At 44.9% G+C, this 16,276-nt stretch carries 15 protein-coding genes; all 15 read left to right on the top strand.

Features of this window, described 5'->3' with window-relative positions:
* Window positions 1–29 precede the first annotated feature (29 nt).
* Window positions 30–542, top strand: coding sequence for an acyl-CoA thioesterase (locus ACUN27_RS21780; protein ID WP_315949596.1), 513 nt, complete (start codon window positions 30–32; stop codon window positions 540–542).
* A gap of 259 nt (window positions 543–801) precedes the next feature.
* Window positions 802–1,920: a hypothetical protein gene (locus tag ACUN27_RS21775; RefSeq protein ID WP_326063137.1), complete on the top strand. Its 1,119-nt coding sequence runs from the start codon at window positions 802–804 to the stop codon at window positions 1,918–1,920.
* A gap of 17 nt (window positions 1,921–1,937) precedes the next feature.
* Window positions 1,938–3,179 carry a CpaF family protein gene (locus ACUN27_RS21770; protein ID WP_315950380.1) on the top strand — a complete coding sequence of 414 codons (1,242 nt, stop codon included), beginning with the start codon at window positions 1,938–1,940 and terminating at the stop codon, window positions 3,177–3,179.
* On the top strand, window positions 3,176–4,066 hold the full coding sequence (locus ACUN27_RS21765; RefSeq protein ID WP_445559591.1) for a type II secretion system F family protein: 891 nt from the start codon (window positions 3,176–3,178) through the stop codon (window positions 4,064–4,066). The genes ACUN27_RS21770 and ACUN27_RS21765 overlap by 4 nt, the downstream gene beginning before the upstream one ends.
* A 31-nt stretch (window positions 4,067–4,097) precedes the next feature.
* Window positions 4,098–4,934: a type II secretion system F family protein gene (locus ACUN27_RS21760; RefSeq protein ID WP_445559590.1), complete on the top strand. Its 837-nt coding sequence runs from the start codon at window positions 4,098–4,100 to the stop codon at window positions 4,932–4,934.
* 12 nt (window positions 4,935–4,946) lie between these two features.
* A complete protein-coding gene (locus tag ACUN27_RS21755) occupies window positions 4,947–5,177 on the top strand; it encodes a Flp1 family type IVb pilin (protein ID WP_379174430.1) in 231 nt (76 codons plus the stop codon).
* Window positions 5,143–6,180, top strand: a complete 1,038-nt coding sequence (locus ACUN27_RS21750) for a TadE/TadG family type IV pilus assembly protein (RefSeq protein ID WP_445559589.1) — start codon at window positions 5,143–5,145, stop codon at window positions 6,178–6,180. The genes ACUN27_RS21755 and ACUN27_RS21750 overlap by 35 nt, the downstream gene beginning before the upstream one ends.
* Window positions 6,181–6,194: 14 nt before the next feature.
* Window positions 6,195–8,483, top strand: coding sequence for a TadE/TadG family type IV pilus assembly protein (locus ACUN27_RS21745; protein ID WP_445559588.1), 2,289 nt, complete (start codon window positions 6,195–6,197; stop codon window positions 8,481–8,483).
* Between the two features lie 17 nt (window positions 8,484–8,500).
* Window positions 8,501–9,166, top strand: coding sequence for a TadE/TadG family type IV pilus assembly protein (locus ACUN27_RS21740; protein WP_315949603.1), 666 nt, complete (start codon window positions 8,501–8,503; stop codon window positions 9,164–9,166).
* Window positions 9,167–9,210: 44 nt separating this feature from the next.
* The gene (locus tag ACUN27_RS21735; protein ID WP_315949604.1) at window positions 9,211–9,699 is read left to right on the top strand and encodes an A24 family peptidase; all 489 of its coding nucleotides are present in this window, start codon (window positions 9,211–9,213) and stop codon (window positions 9,697–9,699) included.
* 14 nt (window positions 9,700–9,713) lie between these two features.
* A complete protein-coding gene (locus ACUN27_RS21730) occupies window positions 9,714–11,147 on the top strand; it encodes a DUF6382 domain-containing protein (protein ID WP_315949605.1) in 1,434 nt (477 codons plus the stop codon).
* Window positions 11,148–11,242: 95 nt separating this feature from the next.
* On the top strand, window positions 11,243–12,805 hold the full coding sequence (locus tag ACUN27_RS21725) for an ABC-F family ATP-binding cassette domain-containing protein (RefSeq protein WP_315949606.1): 1,563 nt from the start codon (window positions 11,243–11,245) through the stop codon (window positions 12,803–12,805).
* Between the two features lie 13 nt (window positions 12,806–12,818).
* A complete protein-coding gene (locus tag ACUN27_RS21720; protein ID WP_127451752.1) occupies window positions 12,819–13,109 on the top strand; it encodes a Dabb family protein in 291 nt (96 codons plus the stop codon).
* Window positions 13,110–13,263: 154 nt separating this feature from the next.
* The gene (locus ACUN27_RS21715; protein ID WP_315949607.1) at window positions 13,264–14,313 is read left to right on the top strand and encodes a M42 family metallopeptidase; all 1,050 of its coding nucleotides are present in this window, start codon (window positions 13,264–13,266) and stop codon (window positions 14,311–14,313) included.
* Window positions 14,310–16,268, top strand: a complete 1,959-nt coding sequence (locus tag ACUN27_RS21710) for an ABC-F family ATP-binding cassette domain-containing protein (protein WP_315949608.1) — start codon at window positions 14,310–14,312, stop codon at window positions 16,266–16,268. The genes ACUN27_RS21715 and ACUN27_RS21710 overlap by 4 nt, the downstream gene beginning before the upstream one ends.
* Window positions 16,269–16,276 lie beyond the last annotated feature (8 nt).

Raw genomic sequence — 16,276 nt, 5'->3', positions numbered from 1 at the left:
CAAGCTTGAATGCAAAGGGGCAGTTAGTTATGGAAAAACGATTTGCTAGAGAATCCAGATGCTTCAAAACATCACGCATTTTTCCCACAGATGTGAATAATCACAACACGCTGTTTGGCGGAAAGCTGATGTCCTACATTGATGATATTGCTTCGATTGCTGCACATAAACATTGTCGGAGATCCGTTGTCACTGCATCAACCGATTCAGTTGACTTTTTGTATCCGATCCACACTTCGGATTCTGTCTGCTTGGAATCATTTGTGACTTGGACAGGGAAAAGCTCAATGGAGGTTTTTGTGAAAGTCGTTACGGAGGATTTGAAAACCGGAGAAAGAAAAATTGCTGCGACTTCCTTCCTGACTTTTGTTGCCTTAGATGACAATAAGGTGCCGGTTGAGGTACCTCATGTGATTCCGGAAACGGAGGAAGAGACGAAACTGCATGAATCGGCACCGCAGCGGGCAGAGATGAGACGTATCCGCAGAGGTGAAAGTAAAAGGCTTGCTGGATTTTTCACGATGAAATATCCTTGGGAATAAAGGGATTGATTTTTCGGTAAAATGTGGTACAATTTGGATAAATTGTTGGACGAGCGGAAGCACCGCTGGTTTTGGAGATCATCTCTGAAATCGGCGCGTGCTTTTTTTGTTTTTCCTTCAATGATAAGGAGGATGTTGCTTTGAAAGCTGCTACTGCGATTCGCCTGGCGATCGTACTTGGGGTGATTGGTCTTGTATTAATAGGGAGTGGCGTATACAGCCAATTCTCTTGATTTTAAAGCGATAGGAGGGGGTTTGGATGAAAAGGTTTCAACTCTATGTATTGGATGATGACGAGGAATATGCGCAGCGACTGGCCTCCTATATACGTGCCTCCGAGTTCGGGGAACGCATGCAGGTGAAGCTTTTTTCGAAAGCAGAATTGATCTTAGAGGTTCTTGAGGCCAAGCAGGCTGTAGGCGTGTTGTTGCTGTCGGAGACCTATTATCGTCTTCTATTGGATCGGAGAACTAACCTTCACAAGATGATTTTAAGCGAAACGATAACGAACTCACTAGATGCAGAGACGAAGGTTCCATTTTTGTACCGGTTTCAATCTTTGCACCATTTGCTTACACGACTTCAGGCTTTCTATGCCGAAAAGCTGAACGAGGAGAGAAGCAGTCACGGGACTAATAAAACCACCGTCATCTCTGTTTATAGCTCAAGTGGAAATAATGGTAAGACCATGACGGCTATTCATCTAGCCAAACAGCTTTCCTTTCGTGGCGAGCGAGTCTTTTATCTAAGCCTGGAATCTGTCAGTTCAGCTTCACTTTGGCTGATGGGTGAAACAGGGCGATTTTCTCAATTAATATACTACTTGAAAAGTTCGCCTGAATTACTCGGGCCTAAGCTGCAATTACTGAAATCAGTTGACCCGCAGCTGCGGTTTGATTATTTGTCGCCTAATGATCAGATTAGGGAAATGCAAGAAATAAGCGGAGAACAGATTCGAGTTCTCATCGACGCACTTATATCTTTGAATGAATATGAGTATATCATCATAGATCTGGAAGCTTCCGTTCATCCACGAATTGTAAAAGGATTAGAGGTCAGTGATCATATCATTTGGTTGGTTCGGGATGATTTGAATGATGTTTATAAAACGAAGGTGCTATATAAGCAACTGGGTGCGATGCACAATGTTCATTTTGTAATGAATAAGTATATTGGCATGCAGACGAATGATTTTTCTGAGCTTGGCCGTGAGATTGCTTTTAACCTTCCTTATATTCCGGAGTGGAAAAGTATAAGATCTCCAGAGCAGATGTGGGCATCCAGTTTATTCTCGGAACAGGCCTATGAGATGGCTGCAGCTCTTTGTATCAGCTATAAAACTTCTGTATCAAGAGCTGAAGGGGCTGTAGCTTCTTGAAACAAAGTCAATTTGTGATGTTGAAGCAGCAGATCAAGGAAAAGCTTGATCTTTCAAGCACGATCAGTGATGCCAAGTTGAGGGAGCTTATTGAAGAAGCAATTTTCCTAACATCATCGGAGGAAAAATGGACGTCGAACGAAATACACGCTTCCGTTAAACGTATGTTTGATTCATTTCGCGGATTGGACATCTTACAACCGCTTATCGATGACCCCTCTGTTACTGAAATTATGGTTAATGGGCATGAGCATATATTTTTTGAGCGGAGAGGAGCAGTTGAGCGATACGCATACTCTTTAGAAAGTGCAGAGAAGCTTGAGGATCTTATCCAGATGATTGTGTCAAAAGTGAATAGGATCGTTAATCAATCAACACCGATTGTCGATGCCCGGCTGCAAGATGGTTCAAGGGTTAATATTGTGCTTCCGCCAGCCTCATTGAGTGGGCCAACGTTGACAATTCGAAAATTCCCTGAAAAGCCGCTGCTTATGGAGGATCTGATCCAGATGGGGAGTATATCTGCGGAGGCAGCGGAAGTTCTTCAGGTGCTGGTTGAGTCTGGATATAACATTTTTATCGGAGGTGGTACAGGTTCTGGGAAAACAACTTTTCTTAATGCATTAAGCAGCTGGATACCCGCTCATGAACGTATTATTACGATTGAAGATTCGGCCGAGCTTCAAATACAGACCGTACCCAACTTGGTAAGAATGGAAACCAGAAACGCCAATACGGAGGGAAGAGGTGAAATTACCATACGGGATCTAATTCGCGCTTCGCTTCGGATGAGGCCGAATCGCATTATTGTTGGGGAGGTTCGTGGTGCTGAAGCACTAGATATGTTATCGGCAATGAACACTGGTCATGACGGTAGCTTAAGTACTGGCCATGGTAACACCTCAGTGGATATGTTGAGCAGACTTGAAACCATGGTGCTAAGTGGTGCTTCCCTGCCGATTGAGGTTATCCGTAAGCAGATTGCTTCGGCACTCGATGTGATGATTCATATCAGCCGAATTCGTGATCGAACGCGGAAGGTGACTGAAATTCATGAAGTTATTGGATTGAAGGATGGTGAAGTTCAGCTCCACCCGTTGTTTTTATTCGAGGAAAGAGGGGAAGTGACAGACGCTAAGGTAACCGGAGAGCTTGTGTATACAGGCAACCCACTACGAAGCATGCACAAAATACGTATGGCTGGCAAAAGGCTGCCAACTTGGTTTTCACACAGAAAGGAAGAGTGTGGAACTGAATGAAAATTATATTACTTATTGTCCTGTCGGGAACAATCAGTTGGATGCTCCTGTTATTCTTAGAGAGACGCCGGCAAAGCAGCGGTCCTGCTGAGAAGAAGGCTAATACTCGAGATGTCCACCATCCCCAACGCCATTCCGTCCTCACATTAGTAGATTACAATTGCTATCAATTGACTCCTCGTGAAAAATTGAGCGCCATCCTAATGCTCGCTTTGCCTGCTTTTGTTGTTGGTTATATTTTCTATAAAAGCTTCGTTCTTGCTGCCGCTTTTTCAGCAGTCGGACTGATGTTTCCCCGCATTCGCAAACAGCAATTAATCCAGTTACGCAAAAATAAACTTTTTGTTCAATTCAAACAAGCGCTAAGCTGTTTATCCTCTTCCATGGCGGTTGGGAAGTCCATTGAAAGTGCTTTTCAAGAGGCATTAGAGGACTTAAGGCTGCTTTATCCTGACCCTGATTGTTTAATTGTTGTTGAATTCAGCGTCATTTGCCGAAAGGTTGAGAACGGCGAGCCCATTGAGGCAGCACTGAAGCATTTAGCAGATCGCAGTCATTTAGAAGATGTCAACAGTTTCACGGACGTCTTCCTTACCTGTAAGCGTACAGGCGGAAATTTGGTGGAGGTGATGAAGCGTACAGCAACAGTCATTGGTGAAAAACTTGAAATTACTCAGGATATCAACGTCATGATTGCACAGAAGCGATTTGAGTCTAGAGTGCTATTGTTTGCTCCGATTGTCATTGTTGCCGTGCTTTCCTTTTCATCACCGGAGTATATGCAGCCTCTTTATTCAGGGAGCGGGACCCTCATCATGAGTGCGAGCCTGCTCTTGCTAGGCGGATGTTATGTGCTCACTCAAAAAATTATGAATATTAAGGTGTAGCATGTGGATCAATTATTTGCTCATATTCGAAATGTTGGCAATTCTCATCTTGCTGTTGTGTGGGCGCAAAAGATATGTAGATATCATTACCGCTTACCCCTATCCCTTTCGGATCAAATTACTATTTCCTTGTAGTTATTTAATCGTTGATCAGCTGCGTTTGATGGAAAAATTGCCGGATTTCACCTCCAAAATCCACCATCATTTAATTAAATTATATGGCAGAAGTTTATCTGCCTATGGGAGTAAGTGGTTTTTTGCAGAGATAATCTCGATGAGTTTGCTATCTGTAGTGATTGTCACTCTTTTCTCGGCGCTCGCAGGGGGAGATGCATCACTCTTGGTCTTTGGTTTCATTGTAGCGATTGTCATTCCAATACTCATGGTACGCGATTTGGAAGTGAAAATCAGGAAGAAACAGCTTTTAATGATCATGGAATTGCCTGAAGTATTAAGCACTATTGTGCTGTTAGTTAATGCTGGAGAAACCGTCAATCGCGCATGGATTCGCTGTGTCGAGGTTAGGCCTCATAAAGCGCAATCGCCGCTTTACATTGAACTTTCGCAAGCTGTTCATGAACTGGAGATGAACGTCTCATTTTCAAAAGTGATGGAAGACTTTAGCAAACGCTGTGCGCTGCATGAGGTATCTTTGTTTACTTCAGCCATCCTGCTCAACTATAAACGAGGAGGAAGTGACTTCGTTGCGGCACTTCATTCGCTATCCCTAGAACTTTGGCAGCGCAGAAAATCAGTTGCCCGAACGCTAGGAGAGGAAGCCTCCTCTAAGCTTGTTTTTCCCATGGTACTTATTTTTGTTGTGGTGATGGTGATTGTGGCCATGCCGGCATTACTAATGATGAAATAATGGAGGTAAGAAATGATGAGAAACATGAGGGAAGGGTTGAAATCATTTTGGAAAGAGGAGGATGGACTCGGTACTTTAGAGATTTTATTGATTGTAGCTGTGCTTGTTGCTATAGCAATTATCTTCAGAAAGTGGATAGTCTCTTGGTTTCAAAAGCTGATTGGGGATGCCAATTCTGACCTCAAAGACAATAGTAAGGTGGCTCCCTGTGCGCCAAGTCCAACTACTAGCTGTGCGCCATAGCCGTCATAGCCGTGGACAACGCTTTAGAGATGGTGAGCAGGGAAGCTTTACATTAGAAGCGTCCCTAGTGTTACCACTCATCTTTTTTTGCACAATTACTGTCCTTTTCGTTAGTCTATACGCCTATCAAAAAGTGTCTCTTCAGCAAATCGCTAGAACAGCAGCTGAACGGTTAGCTTTTACTTGGGACAACAGTCACAAAGATTTGGTGACAGGCAACTTTAACCCCTCGGAGACGGATGGGCTCTACTTTCGACTTACACAAAACCACGTATCCGATTTATTTGGAAGACTGGTGTCGTACGATTCATCCGAGATTGCACTTCCATCGGGAGCTGCTGGCAATCTCGTCGAGAGAAAGCTGGCTAAATCGTCTGAATTGCTGCCTCAAGGTGTTACGGGATCAGCCAAGTTTTCTAATTTTATTCTAGACCAACAAGTCGAGGTGAAACTTCAAAAAGCTTTTCATATATCACCAGTTATGAGCAAATGGTTTAGGGCTAATCAAACAGGCGGCACTGCTGTCTCGCACGTTGTTGAGCCAGTTGAGCTTATTCGATTAACGGATATTACACGGACATATTTTAAAACGATCAAGGACCGGATTTCTCCACAAAAAGCAAGAGAAGCACTTGCAGAACCTACACAAAGTGACCTGTCAGGTCCGAGTATCACGATTAAATCGGAACGGCAGGCCGCGGCGTATTTGCGATCTTTGGTTAGCGGCACTGAGGTGGTTTTGACGACAGAGTCTGGTAAAAGCAGAACAGTCGACGCATTGGATGCTCGCGGGATTGGTCATCAAGCCTTTTATAGTTTGACAGAGGCTCAGCTTCGAATGGAGCAGCTTCCTAAGGATCTCGAACTTATCCATCAAGGCGCTCAAGTGAAAGGTGTCGTGTGGCATTTCTTCAAAAAAGATGCAGGAGGCAAAGGTATGCCCTCCAATGCTCTTCGAAAAGAGCTTGAGCGGAAAGGGATCGTCGTTGTTATTCATAATTAGAATGGGGGAAGTTTTTGAAGAGATTCGTTCGATCAGAAAGAGGGGCCGTTTCCGTCTATCTGATTCTAATCATTGTGCCGGTCTTTTTATTTCAAGCGGTACTCATTGATTTTGCCAGAATTAAATTGGCGGAAAAAGAGACCGAATCAGCGGTCAAGGCTGCTGCGCGCTCAGTGATGTCATCTTTTGATACAGAGCTTCAAGCAATGGGCTTATATGGGCTGGGCATCTCACAAGAGAAGGCGGAGGAAGTTTTTCGAACGGTTTTTGCTAATAACTTGTCAAGTCAAGTATCGTCAGGTGCTTTTCATTATGTGGGCACTAAAGCGATTGATCATGGAGAACGTGTTACACCTGTTTATGCGTTAGCCAGCCATGAAATTTTTGAGCGTCAATTGTTGGAGGATATGAAAATCAAGGCACCAATCGAATTCACACTGGAGATAACGGATAAATTTCGCAAAACAGGAACGAAAGCTCCCTTTCAGTTTGGAAGCCAATTCTCTAAGGAGGCCGCGGAGCTAGAAAAGCTTATAGATCAAAGAGAAAAACAGCTGGATGAAGCTTGGCAGAGTAGTGAAGAGCTTTATCACAAAACGAGCTTATACCATAGCAAATACCAATCACGTATCACAGAATTGGACGGTTTAGCATCCCAAATTGGCATACATACCGCAGATGAAGTGCGAAATGAAATCGTTCAGGTAGAAAATCAGCTGCAATCTGTTCAGGCATCGATTAGAGACTTGGATATGTCCATTGCCGCGATCAGTCGCGCAGGTTCGGGCGGTGTGGCAGGCATTCGGGCAATATTGGAATCCCGTCAGGCATTGGGGACTCAAGCTCAGCTACTATCTCAAAAACTAAATGATCTTCAAAATTTGCTTCAATTAATTATTAAATATGTGGCCCTCCTTGCTGCTACTAAGCTCGAAGTTCAGGCAAATGCCAAAGAAATTGGGTTACTGCAGCAGGAGATCGAGCCGGCCCTGCGAACGGCCAAACAACAAAATGATGATATTCGCACGAAGCTTAATGGGATTACTTCAAGACCAAATACAGGGAATGCGGGGACTAGTGCGAACGAGGTTTTTCAAAGTGTTCCTGTGATGGGAAATGAATACTTCTATAAGTACCAGACAGCTATTGCAAGCATTACAGCATTATTTACAGCTTTTCATGAGGTAGTTGACTCTGTACAACTTTATACTGCTGAAAATACAAACAAAGCAAATCAAGCCAATGATGCTTACTGGAAGGAATCGCAGGAATTTTATAACAAGCAAAGCGTATTAGAGAGAACGAGAATGGAACAAAACAGTGCTATCTCAGCTAATAAACAGCAGCAAAAAAGTAAGATTCAAATGATATTGGATCAAGCGAAGCAATCGATCGGTGGATGCAGCTTAGTGAATGCTCAGAGTAGTGATGATGAACGTTATGATCGTCTTCAAGGTACTGGTTCACAATCTTCTTCATCCACCAAAGGTTTCTACCAGAAATATCGGGAAGCTAATGCACAGGAAGCCGCTATCGGCAGCGAAATTGCTTACGATTTAGAGAAATCTGAGCCGGTTAGCCTCAAAGCAATGGATATGCTTGCAGCCTTCAACAATGCGGCGGAGGTTATGCGTAACGAGCTATATGTGAATGAATATGCGCTTACTAAATTCAACTACCGGACGATTGCTTTGGAAAAAGATCAAACAGGCAATCCCAAAACCTCAAGTGAGCGAGCAGATCCGAGAACACACGCGTTAGCAAACCAAGAGGTAGAATATGTACTATATGGATTCTCCTCCTGTTCAGCGAATATTTCATCGGCTTATGCGGAAATGTTCTCTTTCCGTCTGGCAATTCGAACCGTTGAGGCTCTGCTTGATCCTAAAAAGGAACTGCTTAATCTTGGCTCACCGCTGCTGGTACTTCTGGCTGCAGCAGCAGAAGGGGCTGTTTTGGCTTTCCAAGACATGACAAAGCTGGTGAATGGAGAAGCCGTAGAGTTATCCGCAAAAATAGCAGCCCCAGCCTTAAGCTTGACTTATAAGGATTATTTACGGGTCTTTATGCTCATACATAGCAATAACACGAAGCAAATGGCTAGAATGCAGGCGCTTATAGAGCTTGAAACCGGAAGGGATTTAATGCAAGCTACGACATATTTACAAGGTAACGCCTCAAGTGATATTAAGCTGTGGTTTATTCCTCAGATCATGAAACTCCTGGATGGGAGCGGGTTATTAGGCTGCAAAGTAACAGGGAATCGATGCCAATTTTCTAGCTCAGCTGCAGTAGCGTATTGAATGTTGGGAGGGGCATTATGCTGCATAAGTTTTACAGTGAACAAAAGGGAGGCATCGTATTGGAAGCTGCTTTAATACTACCTTTTTTCCTTGCCTTTGTTGTTGGCCTTGTCATTTGTATTCAAATTGCATGCCTGGAGATGGCGCTGCAAGCCGGTGTGTCTGAAGCTACGAAAACTATAGCTGGTCAGTTATACCCAGTAAGACTTCTCGTGCAAGAAGCTAAAGTGAAATTTGAGCAGAGTGGACCAGCTGAAATCATAAATTCAGCCATCGGCCATGTTCAATCTGCACGAGAACAAGTGTCAAACACGGAAAGTTTAGCAGATGAGTATGCCGCATATATCCCAGAACCGCTGCTCGAATTAGTTAAATGGGAGAAAGAGAAGCGGCTGCAAGGCGAGGAGTTAGTGACAGAAGGGAAAGATGAACTGCTCGAGCAGCAAGTTAACCCCCGCTTACATGCCGCGTTTACTCCGATTATTTACGCTTTTTGCGATGATTCAACCGTACAGAGAAATAACTTTAAAGTTGTTTCTGTGACTCTTCCAAGTTTGTATAACGATGGTGAAGCTTATTTTGGAATTGAGGCGGAGATTTCGTATCGATTACCGATCCCGTTTTTAAGCCAATCGATTATTTTGAAAAAGAGGGCATTTGAACGAGCGTGGGTAGGTGCCTAATTGCCATCTCTAATAGAGGAGGGCTTTGAATTCAATATTTACTATTGATTTTTGTTACGATTGCTTTTGTTACTGATGTACGAAAAGCGGTGATCCCCAACATATTAACCATTAGCGGAGCGGTGGTGGGAATCATGTTGAACGTGTCGATAAGCGGAATGAACGGATTAACTTTCTCGCTAATAGGGGCAGGAAGTGCACTTATGGCAATGTTCCTGCTCTATTTAATAGGTGCGCTTGGGGCTGGGGATGTGAAGCTCTTTACCGCTATAGGAGCTATGATGGGTTTCAGTTTTGTTTTCCAATTGATGCTATATTCCATACTCTGCGCCGCATTGATAGGGCTTGTTTTATTACTGATGCACAAACAAATGGCGGAAACGGGGCTGAAGCTGATGAAGTGGCTTTTTTCAATTATCGTGTTACATGATCTGAACATCGTAAAGGGAATGAAACGTGATGCTAATATCAAGTTTCCTTTTATGTATGCAGTTATGCCAGCTGTCGCAATGACCTGGTATTACTCTATTTAAGATGAGGTGGGCCTGTGACAGAGGAATTATTCGGACTGCGATATGAATTTGTATATCAACATGGCCATTGTATGCGTCTTTTTAAAGACGATGGGGAGGGTTTGACCGTTGATGCTCTTTCAACTTTGCAAATCAAGATGCTTGAGGCGAACACGATACCAAACATGCTTCCGCTTGAAATCCAGGAGATAGATCATCGAATAAGCCTGCTTTATAGCTTAACAGCTAAGAGAATGCTTGCTCAGGTTCTTAAGGTTGAGGAGCTTTCCAAGTCTCAATTCGCCAAGCTCATGTACGCAATTGTTTGTGTGATAGATGATAGTAAAAATTACATGCTGCATGAGACGGGATTTGTCCTGAAAGATAATTTCATCTTTATAGGCAGTGACTGGTCCGATGTATTTTTGACGTATGTGCCTATGGAACAAAGCACGAAGGAATGGAGTGTATGCAATGCAATAAAGGATTTAATGAGGCAGATTGCTTCAAAGTTGAACGACAAAGTAAAGCAAGATATAGACGCTTGGCTAGACACCGATGCCTTGCCATGTACGCCGCAAACTCTTCAAAATTTCAAAACGAACCTGTTAAAACTAATGGACCTGCAAACTCTGGTTCACGATGGACTGCCAAAGCCGGTTAGGAAACAAAATAGGATCATTAACCAGATCAACACAACCACAAGCAATCCGTTGAAAGAGTCACCGATAAATACGCCAATATTGGATGTGAAACAGGATATAAACAATAGTCAAACGGCCTCTTTTTATCCAATCACACAGAGAGCGCAATTCATTGTCCTAATTGGTATCATAATCGTAATGGCGTTTCTCTGGCAGCATCATGTTTCTTCTCCTACAACTAGTTCGCTGCACCTGTCAGCAGGAATAACAATTTTATTAGCAGATGTATGGTTTGTATTAAAATTTCTTGGGCTGCCGCGGTACAGAAGTGACGGTGAAAAGCAGGTGCCGTTCTTTTCCGATAAACCGGAGAAGTATTTTGAAAGTAATAAAGAGGCAATTACGGTATCTAATGTTGAACCTCAAGATATTCAAAGTCATTATCAGAACTTACATATGCATACGACATTAATTCAAAACAACGCTAGGAATGCAACCGTTTTTCTAGGAAACCTTAAGCCGGAAGGGCCAAGGCTCGAAGTTCAGATGCAAGGAATGCCGAAATCAGTGCCAATCCTCAGCGATCACTTCACGATTGGCCGGGGAGATGCGAATTTAAAAGCGGATTATGTCTTGGAAGAAGCAGGTGTTTCCCGAATCCATGCTGAAATAACAAAATGCGATAAGGGTTATGCACTGAAGGATACAGGTTCAACGAATGGAACTTCTCTCAATGGAGAACCGATTGTGACCTATCAATCTTACTTGCTAAAAGATGGCGACGAGATTCAGATTGTGTGCCAAACCTTGATATTTCGATATTGAAAATTTAACTATTTCCTGTCTACCTCTAGCAGTGGTATAATAAGAAGTCACGAGTATGTGCGATTTTTTAACAGACAGGAGTTTAGATTTTTAAAATGAGTCTTTTGACGATAGAAGATTTGAGCCACAGTTTTGGGGATCGAACGTTGTTTAAAAATGTTTCCTTCCGTCTACTGGCAGGCGAGCGCGTTGGCATAGTTGGAGCAAATGGTGTGGGGAAATCCACATTAATGAATATATTGACCGGAAAATTATTGAAAGATACAGGGAAAGTAGAATGGACGCCTCGAATTAAGTATGGGTATTTGGATCAGCATTCGGTATTAGCGGCTGGCAGGACGATTCGCGACATTTTACGCGATGCCTTCTTACCTCTTTTTGAAGAAGAGAGAGCTATGATGGCTATTACGGAAAAGATGGCGGATGCTTCGCCAGAAGAACTGGAAGTTCTTCTTGAGCAGATGGGCGAGATTCAGGAGCGTTTGGAAATCGGCGGTTTCTACTTGCTGGATGTCAAAATCGAAGAGATGGCGAACGGACTTGGCCTTAATGTCATTGGCTTAGACCGTGATGTGACATCGTTAAGCGGTGGGCAGCGGACCAAAGTTCTTTTGGCCAAACTCCTCTTGGAGAAACCAACTGTGCTGCTGTTAGACGAGCCTACGAACTATTTGGACGTCGAACACATTGAGTGGTTGAAAAACTATCTCAAAGATTATCCGTTTGCGTTTATGTTGATTTCACATGATACGGAATTCATGAATGAAGTCGTTAACGTGATTTATCATTTGGAATTTACGAAGCTGACTCGTTATACAGCGAACTATGAGAAATTCCTGGACATGGCGGAAATGAACAAATCGCAACATATTGATGCCTATGAGAAGCAGCAGGAGTACATTAAAAAGCAGGAAGACTTTATTGCCCGCAATAAAGCCAGGGCCTCCACCTCTACACGTGCCAAAAGCCGTCAGAAGCAGCTAGAGAAAGTGGATCGAATCGAAAAGCCGGAAACTGCGATGAAACCTACGTTTATATTTAAGGAATCTCGTACAAGTGGTAGAATTGTATTTGAGGCCGAAAATTTGGAAATTGGCTACGACCGACCGCTTTTACCGAAAATGAATGTGACGATTGAACGCGGCGAGAAAATTGCGATCGTTGGCTGTAACGGTGTGGGGAAATCTACACTGCTCAAAACGATTTTAGGCAAAATTGAACCTTTCAGCGGTAAAACGTATCAAGGCGATTACTTAAGTCCGGCTTATTTTGAGCAAGAGGTTAAAGCGCCCAATATGACTCCGATTGACGACGTTTGGAATGAGTTTTCTTCCATGAATCAGAATGAAGTCAGGGGCGCTCTTGCAAGGTGCGGTTTAAAAAATGAGCACATCACACGTGCCATGAGCATGCTCAGCGGGGGAGAACAAGCCAAAGTAAGGCTTTGCAAACTGCTGATGAGAGAAAGCAACTGGCTGTTGTTCGATGAGCCTACCAACCATTTGGACGTTGTGGCCAAAGAAGAACTTCAAAGAGCTTTGATCGCTTATAAAGGCACAGTTTTGCTTGTTTGCCACGAACCGGAATTTTATGAAGGTTGGGTAACCAGAGTTTGGAATGTGGAAGAATGGTCTGCCAAAGCAAAAGTAACCAATTAGGAGGAAATGTCCAATGTTAACTCATGTTGTGTTTTTTAAGCTCAAAGATCGTAGCCCTGAAGCGGTGGAAGTAACGAAAGCGGTTCTTACGAACATGGAAGGGAAAATTCCAGTGTTGCGCCATATTGAAGTAGGGACGGATATTCTTCATTTGGAGCGTTCGTATGATATTGCACTGATTACAAAATTCGATTCCGTAGAAGATTTAAAAACATATGACACGCACCCTATTCATGAAGGTGTGAAGGCTCATATGAAGACAGTACTTGATGGGACTTCCATTTGCGTTGATTTTGTAAGCTAATTGGGTTTGAAAAACATAAGGGAACAGTGTAGTATCCTTAGAAGGGGCTAGCATTGCGGCTTATGCCGCTAGCGCAGCTAAAATTCCTAGGCTGCACTGTTTTTTGTGTGTTTACAGGAATCTTAATAATTTATAGAAAAGGGAGGAATCCCGAGTGAAATCCAAATTAAATAAAGCTTATATGACGGAAGTACTCGAGATGCTGCTGCGTACGCCAAGCCCGACGGGTTATACGCACCACATTATGAAAAAGGTCGAACAAGAAGTGAATAAGCTTGGTTATGAGCTTACATATACGAATAAGGGCTGTGGCATTGTGACGGTTCCTGGTGTCCGTAATGACCGGGTTATTGGTATTTCTGCGCATGTGGATACCCTAGGTGCAATGGTTCGTTCTATTAAAGAGAACGGCACGCTTAAGATCACTTCTTTGGGCGGATTCATGATGGGCGCTATTGAGAATGAATATGTTCAAATTCATACGCGCGACGAACGCGTTTATGATGGGACGATTCTCACTTCAAGACCGTCTGTACACGTGTATGAAGATGCCAGAGAGTTCAAACGTGATGAAGCTAATATGGAAGTGCGTATCGATGAGCTTGTTAAATCCAAAAAAGAAGTTCAGGATCTTGGTATCCGGGTTGGGGATTACATTTCGTTCGATCCGCGTGTACAAGTGAAGGAAAATGGCCTCGTGAAATCCCGTCATTTGGATGATAAAGCGAGTGTGGCTTCGTTATTCGGATTACTAAGACTTATCAAAGAAGAAGGTCTACAACCGCTCTTCACGATAAAATTGTTTTTCTCCAATTATGAAGAGGTTGGGCATGGGTCATCTTTTATTCCAGATGATATTACCGATTTGATTGCCGTAGATATGGGTGCGCTTGGCGATGACTTGAGCGGTAGCGAACGTGATGTCTCCATTTGCGCGAAGGATTCGTCAGGTCCTTATGACTATCAAATGACTTCCAAAATGATTGAGCTTGCCGAGAAGTTGGAAATAGGCTACGCCGTTGATATTTATCCAAGGTATGGCTCAGACGCTTCGGCCGCGCTCAGAGGCGGACGCGATATTCGCGCCGCGCTGATAGGTCCTGGTGTTCATGCGTCACACAGCATGGAGCGGACGCATATGGATGCTGTAGTTAACACAGCAGCGCTTCTTGCAGCCTATGTCATGGAGCCAGTGGAAGCATGAATATTTTGAGTGCAGTCAATATTACCAAAACCTATGGCGACAAGGTTTTGTTCGATGACATCACGTTCACGGTGAACGAGAGGCAGCGCATCGGTCTCATCGGCGTGAACGGCACAGGTAAGTCCACGCTGCTGAAACTGCTGGCGGGATTGGAAACAGCGGATCGCGGCAAACTCGTGCACGCGAACCATTTCCGAGTGGAATACTTGCCGCAGAACCCGGAGTTCGATCCGAACTCCACCGTGCTTGAGCAAGTATTCCACGGCGACACGCCGCTCATGAAGACGCTGCGCGACTATGAGCTGGCCCTGGCTGAGCTGGAGCTTGATCCCTCCAGCGAGAAAAAGCAAACGCGGCTGTTCACAGCCCAGACGCGCATGGATGAACAAGGTGCCTGGGAAGCCAGCACCTTGGCCAAAACCGTACTGATGAAGCTAGGCATCAGTGAGTTCGACAAGCCCGTCGGCCTGCTGTCCGGCGGGCAGCGTAAACGCGTCGCTATGGCTCGCGTTCTGATCCAATCCGCCGATCTGCTCATCCTGGATGAGCCGACGAACCATATCGACAACGAGACCGCGATCTGGCTCGAGGAGTTCCTCGGCAAGTGGCGCGGCGCGCTGCTGCTCGTTACCCATGACCGGTACTTCCTGGAGCGGGTGACGAACCGCATCCTGGAACTGGACCGGGGCAAGATCTACAGCTACGAAGGCAACTATGAGGCGTTCCTCGAGAAAAAGGCGGAGCGGATGGAGTCCGAAGCCGCCAGCGAAGATAAGCGGCAGAATCTCATGCGCCGCGAGTTGGCTTGGCTCCGTCGCGGCGCGAAAGCGCGCACGACGAAGCAGAAGGCGCGCGTGCAGCGCGCCGAAGAGCTGCGGGACACCAAGGTAGATGGTCCCGCAGACAAGCTGGACATGGCGCTAGCTGGCAGCCGCCTTGGCAAGAAGGTGATGGAGCTGGAAGCCGTCACCAAAGCTTTCCCAGGCGGGAAGACGCTGCTGAGCGGCTTCAGCTACATCGTGATGCCGAAGGATCGCCTCGGCATCATTGGACCTAACGGCAGCGGCAAATCGACGCTGCTGAACATGCTCGCCGGGCGTATTCAGCCCGACAGCGGGACGATCGAGACCGGCCAAACCGTGAAACTCGCCTATTACACGCAAGAAACGGTCGAGATGGATGAAAAGATGCGAGTCATCGACTACATCAAGGAAGCGGCTGAATTGGTTCGCACGTCTGACGGCGAGACAATACCCGCTTCGCAAATGCTTGAGCGCTTCCTGTTCTCCCCTACACTGCAGTGGTCTCCTATTGGTAAGCTGTCAGGCGGTGAGCGCCGCAGATTATATTTGCTGCGTACTCTTATGGGAGAACCGAATGTTCTGCTCCTTGATGAGCCGACGAACGATTTGGACATCCAAACATTGACCATACTGGAAGATTATCTGGATAATTTCCCAGGAGCGGTTATCACGGTCTCCCATGATCGGTACTTTTTGGATCGCACGGTTACGCATCTGTTTGCTTTTGATGGCCAGGGAGGCATTGAGCCTTATATTGGCAACTACTCCGACTATTTGGAGGAGAAGCAAGAGCAAGAAGAGGCGGAGCAGGCACGCAAAGAATTGGCGCGTCAAGCAAGTAGCAATACGGGCTCCAGCAAAACAGCGGCCAATCATTCAACAGCTTCTAGCGGCTCAGCGAATACAAACCGTCCTAAGAAACTAACTTTCAAAGAGCAGAAGGAATGGGATGAAATCGAGGGGACGATTGCGGCTTTGGAAGATAAGGCGGCAAGCTTGAAACAGCAAATTGAAGCGGCTGGCAGCGACTTTGACCGTGTTCGCGATTTGTATGAGCAAGAGCAGCAAACAACGGCCGATTTGGAAGCAGCAATGGAAAGATGGACTTATTTATCCGAGTTGGTAGAAGAAATAGAGCGAAATAAGTTATGATAGAAGAA

It is taken from the genome of Paenibacillus sp. WC2504 (assembly GCF_052682475.1).
This window is presented reverse-complemented; position numbering and strand designations above follow the sequence as displayed.

Coding starts and splice junctions, on each gene's coding strand:
- ACUN27_RS21780 (WP_315949596.1), top strand. CDS start 30: ATGGAAAAACGATTTGCTAGAGAATCCAGATGCTTCAAAACATCACGC.
- ACUN27_RS21775 (WP_326063137.1), top strand. CDS start 802: ATGAAAAGGTTTCAACTCTATGTATTGGATGATGACGAGGAATATGCG.
- ACUN27_RS21770 (WP_315950380.1), top strand. CDS start 1,938: ATGTTGAAGCAGCAGATCAAGGAAAAGCTTGATCTTTCAAGCACGATC.
- ACUN27_RS21765 (WP_445559591.1), top strand. CDS start 3,176: ATGAAAATTATATTACTTATTGTCCTGTCGGGAACAATCAGTTGGATG.
- ACUN27_RS21760 (WP_445559590.1), top strand. CDS start 4,098: ATGTTGGCAATTCTCATCTTGCTGTTGTGTGGGCGCAAAAGATATGTA.
- ACUN27_RS21755 (WP_379174430.1), top strand. CDS start 4,947: ATGATGAGAAACATGAGGGAAGGGTTGAAATCATTTTGGAAAGAGGAG.
- ACUN27_RS21740 (WP_315949603.1), top strand. CDS start 8,501: ATGCTGCATAAGTTTTACAGTGAACAAAAGGGAGGCATCGTATTGGAA.
- ACUN27_RS21725 (WP_315949606.1), top strand. CDS start 11,243: ATGAGTCTTTTGACGATAGAAGATTTGAGCCACAGTTTTGGGGATCGA.
- ACUN27_RS21720 (WP_127451752.1), top strand. CDS start 12,819: ATGTTAACTCATGTTGTGTTTTTTAAGCTCAAAGATCGTAGCCCTGAA.
- ACUN27_RS21710 (WP_315949608.1), top strand. CDS start 14,310: ATGAATATTTTGAGTGCAGTCAATATTACCAAAACCTATGGCGACAAG.